The 13,885-nt window shown below is 71.5% G+C and carries 12 protein-coding genes; 4 read left to right on the top strand and 8 right to left on the bottom strand.

The features are described from left to right. The first annotated feature begins 108 nt into the window (after positions 1 to 108). Positions 109 to 1,746: a protein kinase gene (locus tag QQY66_RS24565; protein WP_301982477.1), complete on the top strand. Its 1,638-nt coding sequence runs from the start codon at positions 109 to 111 to the stop codon at positions 1,744 to 1,746. 260 nt (positions 1,747 to 2,006) lie between these two features. Here the strand turns inward: QQY66_RS24565 and QQY66_RS24560 are convergent, their stop codons facing one another. Next, positions 2,007 to 2,549, bottom strand: coding sequence for a bacterial proteasome activator family protein (locus QQY66_RS24560; protein ID WP_301982476.1), 543 nt, complete (start codon positions 2,547 to 2,549; stop codon positions 2,007 to 2,009). A 178-nt stretch (positions 2,550 to 2,727) separates the two neighbouring features. On the opposite strand from QQY66_RS24560, the gene QQY66_RS24555 reads away from it, so the two are divergent. After that, positions 2,728 to 3,168: a hypothetical protein gene (locus QQY66_RS24555; RefSeq protein WP_301982475.1), complete on the top strand. Its 441-nt coding sequence runs from the start codon at positions 2,728 to 2,730 to the stop codon at positions 3,166 to 3,168. A gap of 20 nt (positions 3,169 to 3,188) precedes the next feature. Here QQY66_RS24555 and QQY66_RS24550 read toward each other — a convergent pair whose 3' ends face one another. Further along, positions 3,189 to 4,169: an NAD(P)H-quinone oxidoreductase gene (locus tag QQY66_RS24550; protein ID WP_301982474.1), complete on the bottom strand. Its 981-nt coding sequence runs from the start codon at positions 4,167 to 4,169 to the stop codon at positions 3,189 to 3,191. Positions 4,170 to 4,381: 212 nt separating this feature from the next. On the opposite strand from QQY66_RS24550, the gene QQY66_RS24545 reads away from it, so the two are divergent. Next, the gene (locus QQY66_RS24545) at positions 4,382 to 5,383 is read left to right on the top strand and encodes an ATP-binding cassette domain-containing protein (RefSeq protein WP_301982473.1); all 1,002 of its coding nucleotides are present in this window, start codon (positions 4,382 to 4,384) and stop codon (positions 5,381 to 5,383) included. Further along, positions 5,380 to 6,228 (top strand): ABC transporter permease, encoded by an 849-nt coding sequence (locus QQY66_RS24540; protein WP_301982472.1) that lies wholly within the window; start codon positions 5,380 to 5,382, stop codon positions 6,226 to 6,228. The genes QQY66_RS24545 and QQY66_RS24540 overlap by 4 nt, the downstream gene beginning before the upstream one ends. A 169-nt stretch (positions 6,229 to 6,397) precedes the next feature. Here the strand turns inward: QQY66_RS24540 and QQY66_RS24535 are convergent, their stop codons facing one another. The 6 genes from QQY66_RS24535 to pdhA are packed head-to-tail and all read right to left on the bottom strand — an operon-like array spanning position 6,398 to position 13,695. After that, the gene (locus QQY66_RS24535) at positions 6,398 to 7,495 is read right to left on the bottom strand and encodes a TrkA family potassium uptake protein (protein ID WP_301982471.1); all 1,098 of its coding nucleotides are present in this window, start codon (positions 7,493 to 7,495) and stop codon (positions 6,398 to 6,400) included. Continuing rightward, entirely contained in the window at positions 7,492 to 8,838 is a 1,347-nt protein-coding gene (locus QQY66_RS24530) for a molybdopterin molybdotransferase MoeA (protein ID WP_301982470.1), read from the bottom strand. The genes QQY66_RS24535 and QQY66_RS24530 overlap by 4 nt, the downstream gene beginning before the upstream one ends. Further along, positions 8,835 to 9,824, bottom strand: coding sequence for an NTP transferase domain-containing protein (locus QQY66_RS24525; RefSeq protein WP_301982469.1), 990 nt, complete (start codon positions 9,822 to 9,824; stop codon positions 8,835 to 8,837). The genes QQY66_RS24530 and QQY66_RS24525 overlap by 4 nt, the downstream gene beginning before the upstream one ends. A gap of 51 nt (positions 9,825 to 9,875) precedes the next feature. Next, complete coding sequence (locus QQY66_RS24520; protein WP_301982468.1) at positions 9,876 to 11,558, bottom strand: dihydrolipoamide acetyltransferase family protein; 1,683 nt, start codon at positions 11,556 to 11,558, stop codon at positions 9,876 to 9,878. Continuing rightward, positions 11,558 to 12,562: an alpha-ketoacid dehydrogenase subunit beta gene (locus QQY66_RS24515; RefSeq protein WP_301982467.1), complete on the bottom strand. Its 1,005-nt coding sequence runs from the start codon at positions 12,560 to 12,562 to the stop codon at positions 11,558 to 11,560. Before QQY66_RS24515 ends, QQY66_RS24520 begins: the two co-directional genes overlap by 1 nt. Continuing rightward, positions 12,559 to 13,695 (bottom strand): pyruvate dehydrogenase (acetyl-transferring) E1 component subunit alpha, encoded by a 1,137-nt coding sequence (gene pdhA, locus QQY66_RS24510; protein ID WP_301982466.1) that lies wholly within the window; start codon positions 13,693 to 13,695, stop codon positions 12,559 to 12,561. The genes QQY66_RS24515 and pdhA overlap by 4 nt, the downstream gene beginning before the upstream one ends. Between the last annotated feature and the right edge of the window lie 190 nt (positions 13,696 to 13,885).

Below are 13,885 nucleotides of genomic sequence, written 5' to 3'. Positions count from 1 at the left end.
GAACGGGCACCGCGCTTGACCTGTCAGTGCCGCGGGGCAGACTTGGGCCGGGAACAGGACATTGGATCACCGACTTCCGGCCGCCGGCGCCGATGGGGGACGCAGAACATGAGCCAGGACGGCGCACAGGGCCGGTACGCGGGGCGGGCGCTGGCCGGTGGCCGCTATCAGCTGCGCGACTTGCTCGGCACGGGCGGCATGGCCTCGGTGCACCTGGCGTACGACTCCGTGCTCGACCGGCAGGTCGCGGTCAAGACCCTGCACACCGAGCTGGGCCGGGAGCAGGCGTTCCGGGAGCGCTTCCGTCGCGAGGCCCAGGCCGTGGCGAAGCTCACGCACACCAACATCGTCTCGGTCTTCGACACCGGAGAGGACGATGTCGACGGCATGACGACGCCGTACATCGTCATGGAGTACATCGAGGGCCGCCCGCTCAGCTCGGTGTTCGACGAGGATGTGCGGCAGTTCGGCGCGATGCCCGCCGACAAGGCGCTGAAGATCACCGCGGATGTGCTGGCGGCGCTGGAGATCAGCCATGAGATGGGGCTGGTCCACCGCGACATCAAGCCGGGCAACGTGATGATGAGCAAGCGCGGTGTCGTCAAGGTCATGGACTTCGGCATCGCGCGCGCCATGCAGTCCGGTGTGACGTCGATGACACAGACCGGCATGGTCGTCGGCACCCCGCAGTACCTCTCGCCGGAACAGGCGCTGGGCCGGTCCGTGGACGCCCGCTCCGATCTGTACTCGGTCGGCATCATGCTGTTCCAACTGGTCACCGGGCGGCTGCCGTTCGACGCGGACTCGCCGCTGGCCATCGCGTACGCGCATGTGCAGGAGGAGCCGGTGGCTCCGTCCTCGATCAACCGCGCGCTGCCTCCGGGCGTGGACGCGCTGGTCGCCCGCGCGCTGAAGAAGAACCCGAACGAGCGTTTCCCCAGCGCCGAGTCCATGCGCGACGAGTGCCTGCGCGTGGCCGCGTCCTTCCAGGCGGCCCCGCCGAGCATCGTGCCGGGCGCGCAGACGCAGAGCGGCCAGGGCGTCGGCGCCTCGGTGTTCCCGCCGGTCGGCCAGACGCCCCCGCTGTCGGCCCCCGTCCAGACGCCGTACCAGCAGCCCCAGACCCCGAACCCGTACAGCACCCCGCCGCCGTCGACGCCTTCACCGGCGTACGGCTACCCGCAGCAGCCCGGCTACCAGACACCGCAGCCGGCGGCGTACTCCCCGCAGCCGGGCCACTCGACCCCGCCGCCGTACACCATGTCGCCCCAGCCGCAGACCACTTCGGGCGGCGGCAGGAACAACCGGCCGGTCGTCATCGGCTCGGTCCTCGTGTCCGTCGTCGCGGTGGTCGGCCTGATCGTGGCCCTGACGCTGAACCGCGGCGGCACCGACGACGACGCCGGCGGCAGCGGTGGCCCGACGGCCTCGGAGTCGCTGACGAAGGCCGCCGGGTACCGGGAAGGTGACAGCTCCAAGACCGTCGAGACGACCGAGTGCACCGAGCCGCGGGAGTCGTATTCCGACCCCGATCAGGTGCAGATGCCGGACCTGACGTTCAAGTACTGGCCGTCGGTCGTCGAGTGCCTCGACGCGGCGGAGTGGAAGTACAAGAAGGTCGACATCAACGAGAACACGTACGGCGAGGGCACGATCATGCGGCAAACGCCCGAGACACGTACGGACTTCGATCCGGAGAACCCGCCGACGTTCACGTTCGAGGTCTCGACGGGCAACCCGGAGTGACGTACGCGACGTCCGTGCCATAAGAGGGTTCGCCCACGGGCAGCACCGTCAAGCACTGGTCCTGGCACCACGTCACCGGTGGGAGCGGCTCCTCCAAGACGTGGCACACCTCCGCGGAGGACAGCCGCGGCATCAAGCACGCCGGCGTCGAGGTTCAGCTCTACGACGGCAGCACCCAGGTGAACAAGGCCGGGCTCACCACAAAGCGAGGGCCCGGCAGCACTGGCTGCCGGGCCCTTCGCTGATCGTGGGCAGGTGGGTTACAGGTACGGCCCACCCGAGCGGCCGCCCGGGTGCTGCTCGCCGTCCTCGTGGCCGCCGACGCCCGGCGGGAGGGCGCGGCGCATCTGCTCCAGTTGGGCGCGCGCGGCCATCTGCTGGGCGAAGAGCGTGGTCTGGATGCCGTGGAAGAGGCCCTCCAGCCAGCCGACCAACTGAGCCTGCGCGATACGCAGTTCCGCGTCGGACGGAGTCCCGTCGTCCGTGAAGGGCAGAGAGAGCCGCTCCAGCTCCTCGACGAGCTCCGGGGCCAGACCGTCCTCCAGTTCCTTCACCGAGCTGGCGTGGATCTCCTTCAACCGAACCCGGCTCGCCTCGTCCAGAGGAGCGGCGCGAACTTCCTCGAGCAGCTGCTTGATCATGCTGCCGATCCGCATGACCTTCGCCGGCTGCTCGACCTGCTCGGTCACGGGGATCTCTCGGGAGTCCTCGTCTCCGTTGCCGCCACCGAGCGCCATGCCGTCCTGGCCCACGACCAGGATCTGCGGGTTCTCCGGCGACCTTTCGTTCCTCGGCATCTCCATGCCGCCATTCTCTCGCACCCGTACACCTCATCACTGAGGTGCCCCCGGTGACAGCTGATCCACCGTTTTCCGGTGCACCGGCTTCGGCTTTCGGTGCGCCGGCTGTCGGTATGCCCGCTTTCGCCCCGTCGGCGGAACCCGGAGTGCCGGAACAGTGCGGCGATGTGAGGCTTGTTCCGTGATTCCGTGGTGGCGGGTACTTCCGGGGCTGGTGGCGGGGGTGGTTCTGCTGCCGTCCGGGAGTGTCTCGTCCGCGGCCGTCCTGTCGTACGGGGCTGTCTCGTCGTACGACATCCAGGTCGGCGCCTCCGCCTCGCCCTCCCCTTCCGATGAGCCGTCCCGGGCCGGGAGCCGGGCCGGTGAGGGGCGGGAGCGGCCGGGACGGCAGGGTGTGGCGGAGCCGGTGGAGGAGGTGCCTCGGGCGTCCCGGCAGCCTCGGCAGCCCCCGGAGTCCACCGCGCCGCCCTCCGCGCCGCCGCAGCCGGTGGAGCAGGCCGCCGCGGAGGCCGAGAGCCCCGCCGAGCCCGTGCTGCGGATCCTGCCGCTCGGCAGCGGGCTGGTCCTGATCGGGCTCGGGCTGGGGCTCGCGTTTCTCGGGCTGCGGCTGCGGCGGGGCTGAACCGGTCCGGCATACCGGTGCTACCGCACGACCAGCAGCACCTTTCCGACGTGGCCGCTCTCCTCGACCACCCGGTGGGCGCCGGCCGCGTCGCTCATCGGGAGCTTGCGGTCGACGACCGGGCGGATGTGGCCGGCGTCGAGCAGGGGCCAGACATGTTCGCGTACGGCCGCGACGATCGCCGCCTTCTCGCTGAGCGGGCGGGCGCGCAGCGAGGTCGCGCTGATCGCGGCGCGCTTGCCCAGCAGTGCGCCGATGTTCAGCTCGCCCTTGATCCCGCCCTGCATGCCGATGATCGCGAGCCGGCCGTTGACGGCGAGGGCCTGGACGTTGCGGTCGAGATACTTGGCGCCCATGTTGTCGAGGATGACGTCCGCACCCGCCCCGTCGGTGGCCTTCCTGACCTCCTCGACGAAGTCCTGCTCGCGGTAGTTGACCAGGATGTCCGCGCCCAGTTCGGCGCAGCGCCGCAGCTTCTCCTCGGTGCCCGCGGTGACGGCGACCTTGGCGCCGACGGCCTTGGCGAGCTGGATCGCCATGGTGCCGATGCCGCTGGAGCCGCCGTGCACGAGGAGGGTCTCGCCGGGACGGAGGTGGGAGATCATGAAGACGTTCGACCAGACCGTGCAGGTCACCTCGGGCAGTGCGGCGGCCTGCTCGAGGTCGAGGCCCTGCGGCACGGGCAGCAGTTGGCCGGCCGGGACGGCGACCTTCTCGGCGTAGCCGCCGCCTGCGAGCAGCGCGCACACCTCGTCGCCGACCGCCCAGCCGGAGACGCCGGGGCCGACCGCCGTGATCCGCCCGGAGCATTCGAGGCCGGGGTAGGGGGAGGCGCCGGGCGGCGGGTTGTAGAAGCCCTGGCGCTGCAGGATGTCGGCCCGGTTGACCGCGCCGGCCGCCACCTCGACCAGCACCTCGCCCTCGCCGGGCACCGGATCGGGGACCTCGTTCCACACCAGCGCCTCGGGCCCACCAGGTTCGGGAATCGTGATCGCATACATGGGCAGGACGCTACTCCTCGGTCTCAGGTCCATGCCGCTGCGTCCCTGGACCGGTCCGCCCTACGTCCCTGGACCGGTCCGCCTACGTCCCTGGGCGGGGCCGCTTCGGTCCTTCGACCGGTCCGCCGGGAAATTCCTGTGCGGCACCGATGAGTTTGAGGGACGGTAAAGGTCTCCCCATGCGTAGCCCATGAATGCGGAAGGAAACCACCATGAGCCAGCAGACCTCAGGCCTGGCCATCGAGACCGCGGGCCTGGTGAAGACGTTCGGCGAGACCAGGGCCGTGGACGGCGTCGACCTCGCCGTTCCCGCCGGCACGGTCTACGGCGTCCTCGGTCCGAACGGCGCCGGAAAAACCACCACTGTGAAGATGCTCGCCACCCTCCTGCGGCCCGACGGCGGCCAGGCCCATGTCTTCGGACACGATGTCGTGCACGAGGCCGACGAGGTGCGCGGCCGGGTCAGTCTCACCGGTCAGTACGCGTCCGTGGACGAGGACCTCACCGGCACCGAGAACCTGGTTCTGCTCGGCCGTCTTCTCGGGCACCACAAGAAGGCCGCCCGGGACCGTGCCGCGCAGCTTCTGGAGGCCTTCGGGCTGACGGACGCGGCCGGGAAGCAGGTCAAGAACTACTCGGGCGGCATGCGGCGCCGTATCGACATCGCCGCGTCCATCCTGAACACCCCCGAGCTGCTGTTCCTCGACGAGCCGACGACCGGGCTCGACCCGCGCAGCCGCAACCAGGTCTGGGACATCATCCGCGCGGTGGTCTCCCAGGGCACGACCGTGCTGCTGACCACGCAGTATCTGGACGAGGCCGACCAGCTGGCGTCCCGGATCGCCGTGATCGACCAGGGCAAGGTGATCGCGGAGGGCACCAAGGGCGAGCTGAAGGCGTCCGTCGGCGCCGGGTCCGTCCATCTGCGCCTGCGGGATGCGGCGCAGCGCCCGCAGGCCGAGCAGGTGCTGCGGCTGGCTCTGGACGCGGACGTGCAGCTGGAGCCCGATCCGGTGGCACTGACCGCGCGCGTGGGCGGCGGTGCGGCGGGCGGACAGGGCGCGGCCGAGCAGGCGGCCCGGGCACTCGCCGAGCTGGCCCGCGGCGGCGTCATCGTCGACAACTTCTCGCTGGGCCAGCCCAGCCTGGACGAGGTCTTCCTCGCCCTCACCGGACACGACACCCACGAGACGAAGGACAAGGTGTCAGCATGAGCACCGCGACCACCACCGAGACCAAGGAACTCGCCCCCGTCAGCGCCGAGTCGCTGGCCGCCCTGCTCGTCGCCGGCGAACGGCCGCCGAGGCCCAGCGCCCTGTCGGCCTCCCTCACCTTCGGCTGGCGGGCGATGCTCAAGATCAAGCACGTTCCCGAGCAGCTCTTCGACGTCACCGCGTTCCCGATCATGATGGTGCTGATGTACACGTACCTGTTCGGGGGCGCCCTGGCAGGCTCCCCGAAGGAGTACATCCAGTTCCTGCTGCCCGGCATCCTGGTGATGTCGGTCGTGATGATCACGATGTACACGGGCGTCTCGGTGAACACGGACATCGAAAAGGGTGTCTTCGACCGCTTCCGCTCACTGCCCATCTGGCGGCCGTCGACGATGGTCGGCTATCTGCTCGGCGACGCCCTGCGCTACACCATCGCGTCCGTCGTGATGCTCACCGTCGGCATCATCCTCGGCTACCGGCCGGACGGCGGGGTCGGCGGTGTGCTCGCCGGGATCGCCCTGCTGGTCGCCTTCTCGTTCGCGTTCTCGTGGATCTGGACGATGTTCGGGCTGATGCTGCGCTCCGAGAAGTCGGTGATGGGCGTCAGCATGATGGTGATCTTCCCGGTGACCTTCCTGTCCAATGTCTTCGTCGACCCGAGCACCATGCCGGGCTGGCTCCAGGCCTTCGTCAACAACAGCCCCATCACCCACCTTTCGTCGGCGGTGCGCGGACTGATGGCGGGCGACTGGCCGGCCGACGAGGTCGCCTGGTCGCTGGGCTGGGCGGGCCTGTTCCTGCTGGTCTTCGGGCCGATCACGATGCGGCTGTACAACCGCAAGTGAGCCGGTTCTCAGCAGGTCGGGCGAAGTGCACTGCGGTGCGGTAGCGCCCTATAGGGGCGCGGGGCTGTATCTATATGCGGCTCCGCCGCGTGGGCGCGACCAGCCACGACGGCGCCGCAGACGATCGACGGCATATCGCGGCACTTCGAGCGGAGCGCTGAGCGACGGTTCAATCCTGCCGCAGCGGGCGGACGTCGGGTGCGACCTGCGTACCCGGCGTCGCCCGCACAATGGTGATCAGCCGGTCCGTCAGCTCCAGCTTCCCGACGGCCGGATCGTCGTATCCGAGCACCCGATGCCCGCGTACGACACTCACCACCAGGTCCTCCGTCTCCCGGGGGCCCTTGCCCACCTCGGCCTTTATGACGGGCCGTTCGACTATGTCGAGCCCGCTGCCCTGCTGGATGAGGTCCTCCATCACCATGCCGGCGGCGGGGCTGAGCACGGAGAGGCCGAGCAGCCTGCCGGCCGCGCTGGCGCTGGTGATGACCGCGTCGGCGCCGGACTGCATCAGCAGCGGTGCGTTCTCCTCCTCCCGCACCGCGGCCACGATCTTGGCACCGCGGTTGAGCTGCCGGGCCGTCAAAGTGACAAGGACGGCCGTGTCATCGCGCTGCGTCGCGATGATGACCTTCCGCGCCTTGTGCACCTCGGCCTGCTTCAGCACATCGCTGCGCGTCGCATCGCCGACGATCCCCGCATACCCTTCGGCCGTCGCGGCGTCGATCGCCTTGGAGCTGGGGTCGACGACGACAACCTGCTCCGCCTTGAGCCCCGACGCGCACACGGTCTGGATCGCCGAGCGTCCCTTCGTCCCGAATCCGACGACAACCGTGTGATCACGCAAGGCGGACCTCCAGCGGGTCAGGCGCCATTCGTCCCGTGTCCGTTCGGTGAGGACCTCGAGCGTGGTGCCGACCAGGATGATCAGGAACATCACGCGCAGCGGCGTGACGACGAAGATATTGGTGAGCCGGGCGGCATCGCTGACCGGGGTGATGTCGCCGTATCCGGTGGTGGAGAGGGTGACGGTCGCGTAGTAGCAGGCGTCCAGGAAGTCGATGGAGCCGTCGGAGTTGTCGTTGTAGCCCTCGTGGTCGGCATAGACGATCAGCGAGGTCACCACGAGGAGCAGCAGGGCCATGGACAGCCGCTTGGCAACCTGCCGGAAGGGGTGCTCCACCACCTTCCGCGGGAGTTTCACCTGATGGGTTGTGAGATGTTCGCCCGCCTGACGGGCGATCACGTCATGGCCCGGTTGTTTCACGTGAAACACACCTCGATACCGGCGAACGCCCAGGGCAGGTCGAGCAGTTCGACCTCCTGCCCCGGCCGGGCACCGCCCGGTGGTACGACGGCCAGCGCGTCGGCCGCCGCGATGCCCCGCAGCATCGCCGGGCCGTTGTAGTGCAGCGGGACAGCACTGTCGACGCGCAGCGCCACGGGGATGAGCCGGGTGTCGTACGGATGCCCGTGCGCCGCGCCCTGGAGCGGCAGCGTCAGCGGCTCGGGGGCGGGACGGGCGGCGAGGGTGCGCAGCAGTGGCTCGGCGAGCGTGAGCAGGCCGGAGACGGCGGCGAGGGGGTTGCCGGGCAGGCCGACGAGGTGCTGGTTGTCCTTGATGCGGGCCAGCAGCATGGGGTGGCCGGGGCGCACCTTGACGCCGTTGACCAGCAGCTCCGCGCTGATACGGCTCAGAGTGGGGTGGACGTGGTCGACGGGGCCGGAGGCGGTGCCGCCGGTGGTGACGATGAGGTCGGCATCGGAGGAGGTGATGGTCTTGCGCAGGGCCTTGGCGTCGTCGCCGAGCCGGCGCACGGCGATGACCTCGGCGCCGAGCGCTCGCAGCCAGGGCGGCAGCATCGGGCCGAGCGCGTCTCGGATCAGCCCGTCGTGCGGCAGTCCTTCGGTGAGCAACTCGTCGCCGAGGATCAGGACTTCGGCGCGGGGTCGGGGGACCGCGGTGACGGTGTCGTATCCGGCCGCCGCGGCGAGTCCGAGCACGGCCGGGGCCACCAGGGTGCCGACGGGGAGGAGTTGGTCGCCGCTACGGCATTCCTGGCCGCGTGGGCGGATGTCCTGGCCGTGGCCCACCTCGCGGGTCGCGTGCAGGCGGCCCTGGGTGTCCGTGCGGCCGTGCTCGCTGCGGATGACGGCGGTGGTGTCCAGGGGAATGCGGGCACCGGTGGCGATCCGGACGGCCTCGCCGTCGGTGAGCGGTTCGGGCTCCGCGTGCCCGGCCAGCACACCCTCGTCGCGTACGTCCCAGGGTCCGGGTCCGGCGACCGCCCAGCCGTCCATCGCGGAGGTGTCGAACGAGGGCAGGTCGGTGAGGGCGGTGAGGGGAGCGGCCAGGGTGAGGCCGAGGGCGACGTCGAGAGGGACGGAGACGGGGGTGCGGCGGGCCCCCGAGCGGCCCGCACGCTCGGCGATCGCCCGTGCCTCGGACCATGGCGTGGCCTGGTGGGCGTGTGCCGAGGATGCCGGGGCGCTCTGCGGGGCGGGCACGGCGTGGTCCTCCCGGCCGCTGTCTTCCTTCACGAGGGCCAGCACCTCCTCGACGTCGAAGTCCTCGGCGTCGTCGCCGGTCCGGACGGAGCGGGCGGTCATCCGGCGTCCGGGGTGCGGTCGGGCTCGGCGGCGTTCGGGGTGTTGCCGGGCTTGGCGGCGTTCGGGGTGATGCCGGGCTTGGCGGCTTCCTTCTCGGCGTCCTTCTCGGCGTTCTTCGCGGCATCCGTCTCGGCCTCTTCGGCCCAGCGCAGCGCCAGCGCGGCGGCCTTGCGGGCGGCCTCCGCGACGGCTTCGGGGCCTCCCCCGGCCTGCGCCGCCGCGTAGCCGACGAGGAAGGTGGTCAGCGGCGCCGCGGGCCTGGCCACTCCATGTGCGGCGTCGCGCGCGAGGTCGAGCAGGACGCCGGTGTCGACGTCGAGGTGGAGGCCCAGTTCGTCCTTGACTGCGGAAATCCATTCATCCAACACGTGCCCATGCTCCCTGATGCGTGCCCTGGCAGTGGCGATGTCGTCCCAGGTGTTGCAGTCGAAGGACGCGACGGGGTCGGGGACGCGGGTGAGGTCGAGCCCGCCGGTCAGCCGGCGCAGGGGCAGGCCGGTGAGGCTGCCGTGCTCCTGAGTGAGCGCGGCCAGCCCGCGGCGCAGCGCCCGCGCCTGGTAGGCCGCCACCAGCGGCTGGTCGCGGCCGTCGGGGTCGGTCAGGACCGCGCCGTCGGCGGAGCCGTCCCACAGCGTCGTCAGCAGCCGTCCGACGGTCCGCTCGCCGAGGAACGGCAGGTCGGCGGAGAGTACGACGACGTACGGGGCCGTGGTGTGGCGCAGCCCGGCGTCGAGCGCGGCGAGCGGTCCGCCGCCGGGCGGGTCCTCGCGGGCCCAGGTCACGGGCCGCGCGGTGGGCCGGGGATCGGCGACGACGACGGTGCTCCGCGCCCCGGCGCAGGCGGTCAGCACCCGGTCGAGCAGTGCCCGCCCGCCGACCCGCACCCCGGGTTTGTCCACACCGCCGAGCCGACGCGCGGCGCCGCCGGCGAGGACGACGGCGTCGTACGCGGTGCCGGGATCGCTGGAGTGCTCGTACGCGGTCACTCCCCGAGTATGCGTGCCGTCATGATCGGAGGGAACGGCCGCGCGCCTTTCTCACATGGTGCGCAGCAGCACCGCCGGCTGTTCCACGCAGTCCGCCACATGGCGCAGGAAGCCGCCGGCCGTTCCGCCGTCGCACACCCGGTGGTCGAAGGTGAGCGAGAGCTGCACGACCTGCCGCACCGCCAGCTCGCCCTGGTGCACCCAGGGCTTGGGGACGATACGGCCGACGCCGAGCATGGCCGCCTCGGGGTGGTTGATGATCGGCGTGGAGCCGTCGACGCCGAACACCCCGTAGTTGTTCAACGTGAAGGTCCCGCCCGTGAGTTCCGCGGGCGTCAGCGTCCCCGTCCGGGCCGCCTCGGTCAGCCGGGCGAACTCCGCGGTCAGCGACTCGGCATCCCGCGCGTGTGCGTCCCGTACGACGGGCACGACGAGCCCGCGCTCGGTCTGCGCGGCGAAGCCGAGGTGGACTCGGTCGAGCTGGACGACCTCCCTGGCCTCGAGGTCGACCGTGGAGTTGAGCTCGGGGAACCGGGCGAGGGCGGCCGTGCAGATACGTGCCAGCAGGGCGAGGAGGGAGATCTTCGTCCTTCCGGCGCCGTTCATCGCTTCGCGCGCCCGCATCAGCTCCGTCGCATCGGTGTCCACCCAGCAGGTCGCGTCCGGTATTTCGCGCCGGCTGCGGGACAGCTTGTCGGCGACTGCGCCCCGGATGCCCTTGAGGGGGATGCGGGTGCCGCCGGGCGCGGAGGTGACCGGGGCCCCGGCGGGCGCGTGCGTCACGCGGGCGACGAGGGATTCGGCGGGCGTGGGAGCGAGCGGGGTGACCGGGGCGAGCGGGGACTCGGTGGGGGCGGACGGGGCGGCGGCCGTCGGGGCGGCCGAGGACGGTGTGGTCGCGGACGGCATGGAGGCACGCGGCGAGGGTCGGGCGGACGACGCGGCGGCTGCCCGCAGCGCGTACTCCACGTCGGCCCGCAGGATCAGCCCGTCCGGTCCCGAGCCCGTCAACTCCCGCAGATCCAGCCCGTTCTCCCGGGCGAGCCGCCGCACCAGGGGCGAGATCACGGGGACGGGGCCGTCGGCCGGGTAGCCGTTGCCGGAATCGGGCGCGATGTCGGGGGTGGCGTGGGCGATGTCGGGGGCGTCGGGAATCGGCGAAGCCGCACCCGCAGCCGTACGAGCAGTCGGATCCGTCGGAGCCGTACGAGCGGTCGGATCCGTCGGAGCCGTACGGGCCGTCGGCCGTACCCTCCGGCGGCGGGCCGGGGCGGCACCGGTGCCGTAGCCCACGAGCACGTTGCCTGAGCCCTCGTGGGGGCGCGTACCCGAGCCGCCGCGCGAGCCCTCGGAGCCCGCAGGCGCCCGCTCGCTCGTGCCCAGCCCCGCGCCCTGACTCGCGCCGCCGCGCGTGCCGTCACCGGAGCCCACGCGCGCGTCCTCGCGCGAGCCTTCGCCCGATCCGGTGGCCGGGCCGCCGGAGGCCGCCGCCCCCACGGCCACCGTCAACAGCGGTGCCCCCACAGGGAGTTCCGTGCCCTCCTCGCCGAAGCGGGCCGTGACGACGCCGCCGTACGGACAGGGCACCTCGACCATCGCCTTGGCCGTCTCGACCTCGACGACCGGCTGGTCGACGGTGACGACGTCGCCGACCTGGACCAGCCAGCGCACGATCTCCGCCTCGGTGAGCCCCTCGCCGAGGTCGGGGAGCTTGAACTCCAACACCTGTGCCATCAGCTCTCGGCCTCCCATTGCAGACGCCCCACGGCGTCCAGGATCCGGTCCACGCCGGGCAGGTGGTGACGCTCCAGCATCGGCGGCGGGTAGGGGATGTCGAACCCGGCCACGCGCAGCACCGGCGCTTCCAGATAGTGGAAGCAGCGCTCCGTGACACGGGCCGCGATCTCCCCGCCCGGGCCGCCGAACCCGCCCGACTCGTGCACGACCACCGCGCGCCCGGTCCGCCGTACCGAAGCGGAGACCGTCTCGTCGTCGAACGGCACCAGGGAGCGCAGGTCGACGACTTCGAGGTCCCAGCCCTCGGCCCGCGCAGCCTCGGCGGCTTCGAGGCAGACGGGTACGGACGGCCCGTACGTGATGAGCGTGGCGCTCCGGCCCGAGCGCCGCACCACCGCGCGGCCTATCGGTTCAACGGCCGTCGGCTCCTCGGGGTTCCAGGAATCCTTGGACCAGTACAAACGCTTGGGTTCCAGGACGACGACCGGGTCGTCGGAGGCGATGGCGGCGCGCAGCAGGCCGTAGGCGTCGGCGACGGTGGCGGGCGTGACGACATGGAGCCCCGGAGTCGCCATGTAGTACGCCTCGGAGGAGTCGCTGTGGTGCTCGACGCCGCCGATGCCTCCGCCGTAGGGGACCCGGATGGTGATCGGCAGCGGCATCGTCCCGCGCGTGCGGTTGCGCATCCGCGACACATGGCTGATCAGCTGCTCGAAGGCGGGGTAGGCGAAAGCGTCGAACTGCATCTCCACGACCGGCCTGAGGCCGTACATCGCCATGCCGACCGCCGTGCCGAGGATGCCCGCCTCGGCAAGGGGGGTGTCCGTGCAGCGGTCCTCGCCGAACTCCTTGGCGAGCCCGTCGGTGACCCGGAAGACCCCGCCGAGGGTGCCGACGTCCTCGCCCATGACGTGCACGGCGGGGTCGTCGGCCATGGCGTCGCGCAGCGCGCGCGTGAGGGCCTGCGCCATGGTGGCGGGCTTGAGGGCGACGGTGGTCATCGGTGCGTCCCTTCCCGTTCGGCCTCCAGCTCCGCCGCCAACTGATCCCGCTGCTCGCGCAGTTGGGGTGTGGGCTCGGCGTACACGTGGGCGAACAGGTCCATGGGGTCGAGCGCCGGGTCCTGGTTCATGTGCTCACGCAGGTCGGCGGCGAGCCGCTCGGCGTCCTCGCGCGCGTGCCGGATGCCGTCCTCGTCGATCAGGCCCCGCTCGGTCAACTCCCGCTCCAGGAGGGCGATCGGGTCGTGTGCGCGCCAGGTCTCGACCTCGGTGTCGGCCCGGTAGCGCTTGTCGTCGTCGGCGTTCGTGTGGGCCTCGATGCGGTACGTCACGGCCTCGACCAGCGTCGGCCCGCCGCCCGCGCGCGCGTGCCGCACGGCGTCGCTGAGGACCTCGTGCACGGCGGCCGCGTCGTTGCCGTCGACCAGGCGGCCGGGCATGCCGTAGCCGACGGCCTTGTGGGCCAGCGACGGGGCCGCGGTCTGCTTGGCGAGCGGGACGGAGATCGCGAAGCCGTTGTTCTGGACCAGGAAGACGACCGGGGCCTGCCATACGGCGGCGAAGTTGAGCGCCTCGTGGAAGTCGCCCTCGCTGGTGCCGCCGTCGCCGACCAGCGCGAGCGCGACCACGTCGTCGCCCTTGAGACGGGCGGCGTGCGCGAGGCCCACGGCGTGCGGGAGCTGGGTGGCGAGCGGGGTGCACAGGGGGGCGACGCGGTGCTCGTGCGGGTCGTAGCCGGTGTGCCAGTCGCCGCGCAGAAGGGTCAGAGCCTGGACGGGGTCCACGCCACGGGCGACGGCGGCCAGGGTGTCGCGGTAGCTCGGGAAGAGCCAGTCGCGCTCCTCGATGGCGAGCGCGGCGGCCACCTCGCAGGCTTCCTGGCCGGTGCTGGAGGGGTACACGGCGAGACGGCCCTGCTTGGTGAGGGCGGTGGCCTGCGCGTTGTACCGGCGTCCGCGCACGAGATGGGCGTAGAGCCGGCGCAGCAGGGCGGGGTCGGCCTTCGCGGCGGCGTCCGTGCCGAGCACGCGGTACGGCTCCGCGTCGGGCAGCAGCGGCGCGGGGTCCGTACGGGGCTGCCAGGCGGGCGGCGGCGTTGGCCGATATGCGCCCCGCTGCTCCATGACCGTCATCACGGCACCTCCTCGTGGGAGTGGCTTGGAGAGGCGCGTCGGATGTGATGCGCCTCACCTACCGATTGTTCGGTCGTCGGCACATTTTGGCTACAGGCACCTTCAGGCTGTGGACAAACGGTTCTCCACAGCCTGAGATGGACGCAGTACGTCCATGGTAGAGAGGCGGGGGGACATGGCACCTGAACAA

Source organism: Streptomyces sp. DG2A-72 (assembly GCF_030499575.1).
Classification (GTDB): Bacteria; Actinomycetota; Actinomycetes; order Streptomycetales; family Streptomycetaceae; genus Streptomyces.
This window is presented reverse-complemented; position numbering and strand designations above follow the sequence as displayed.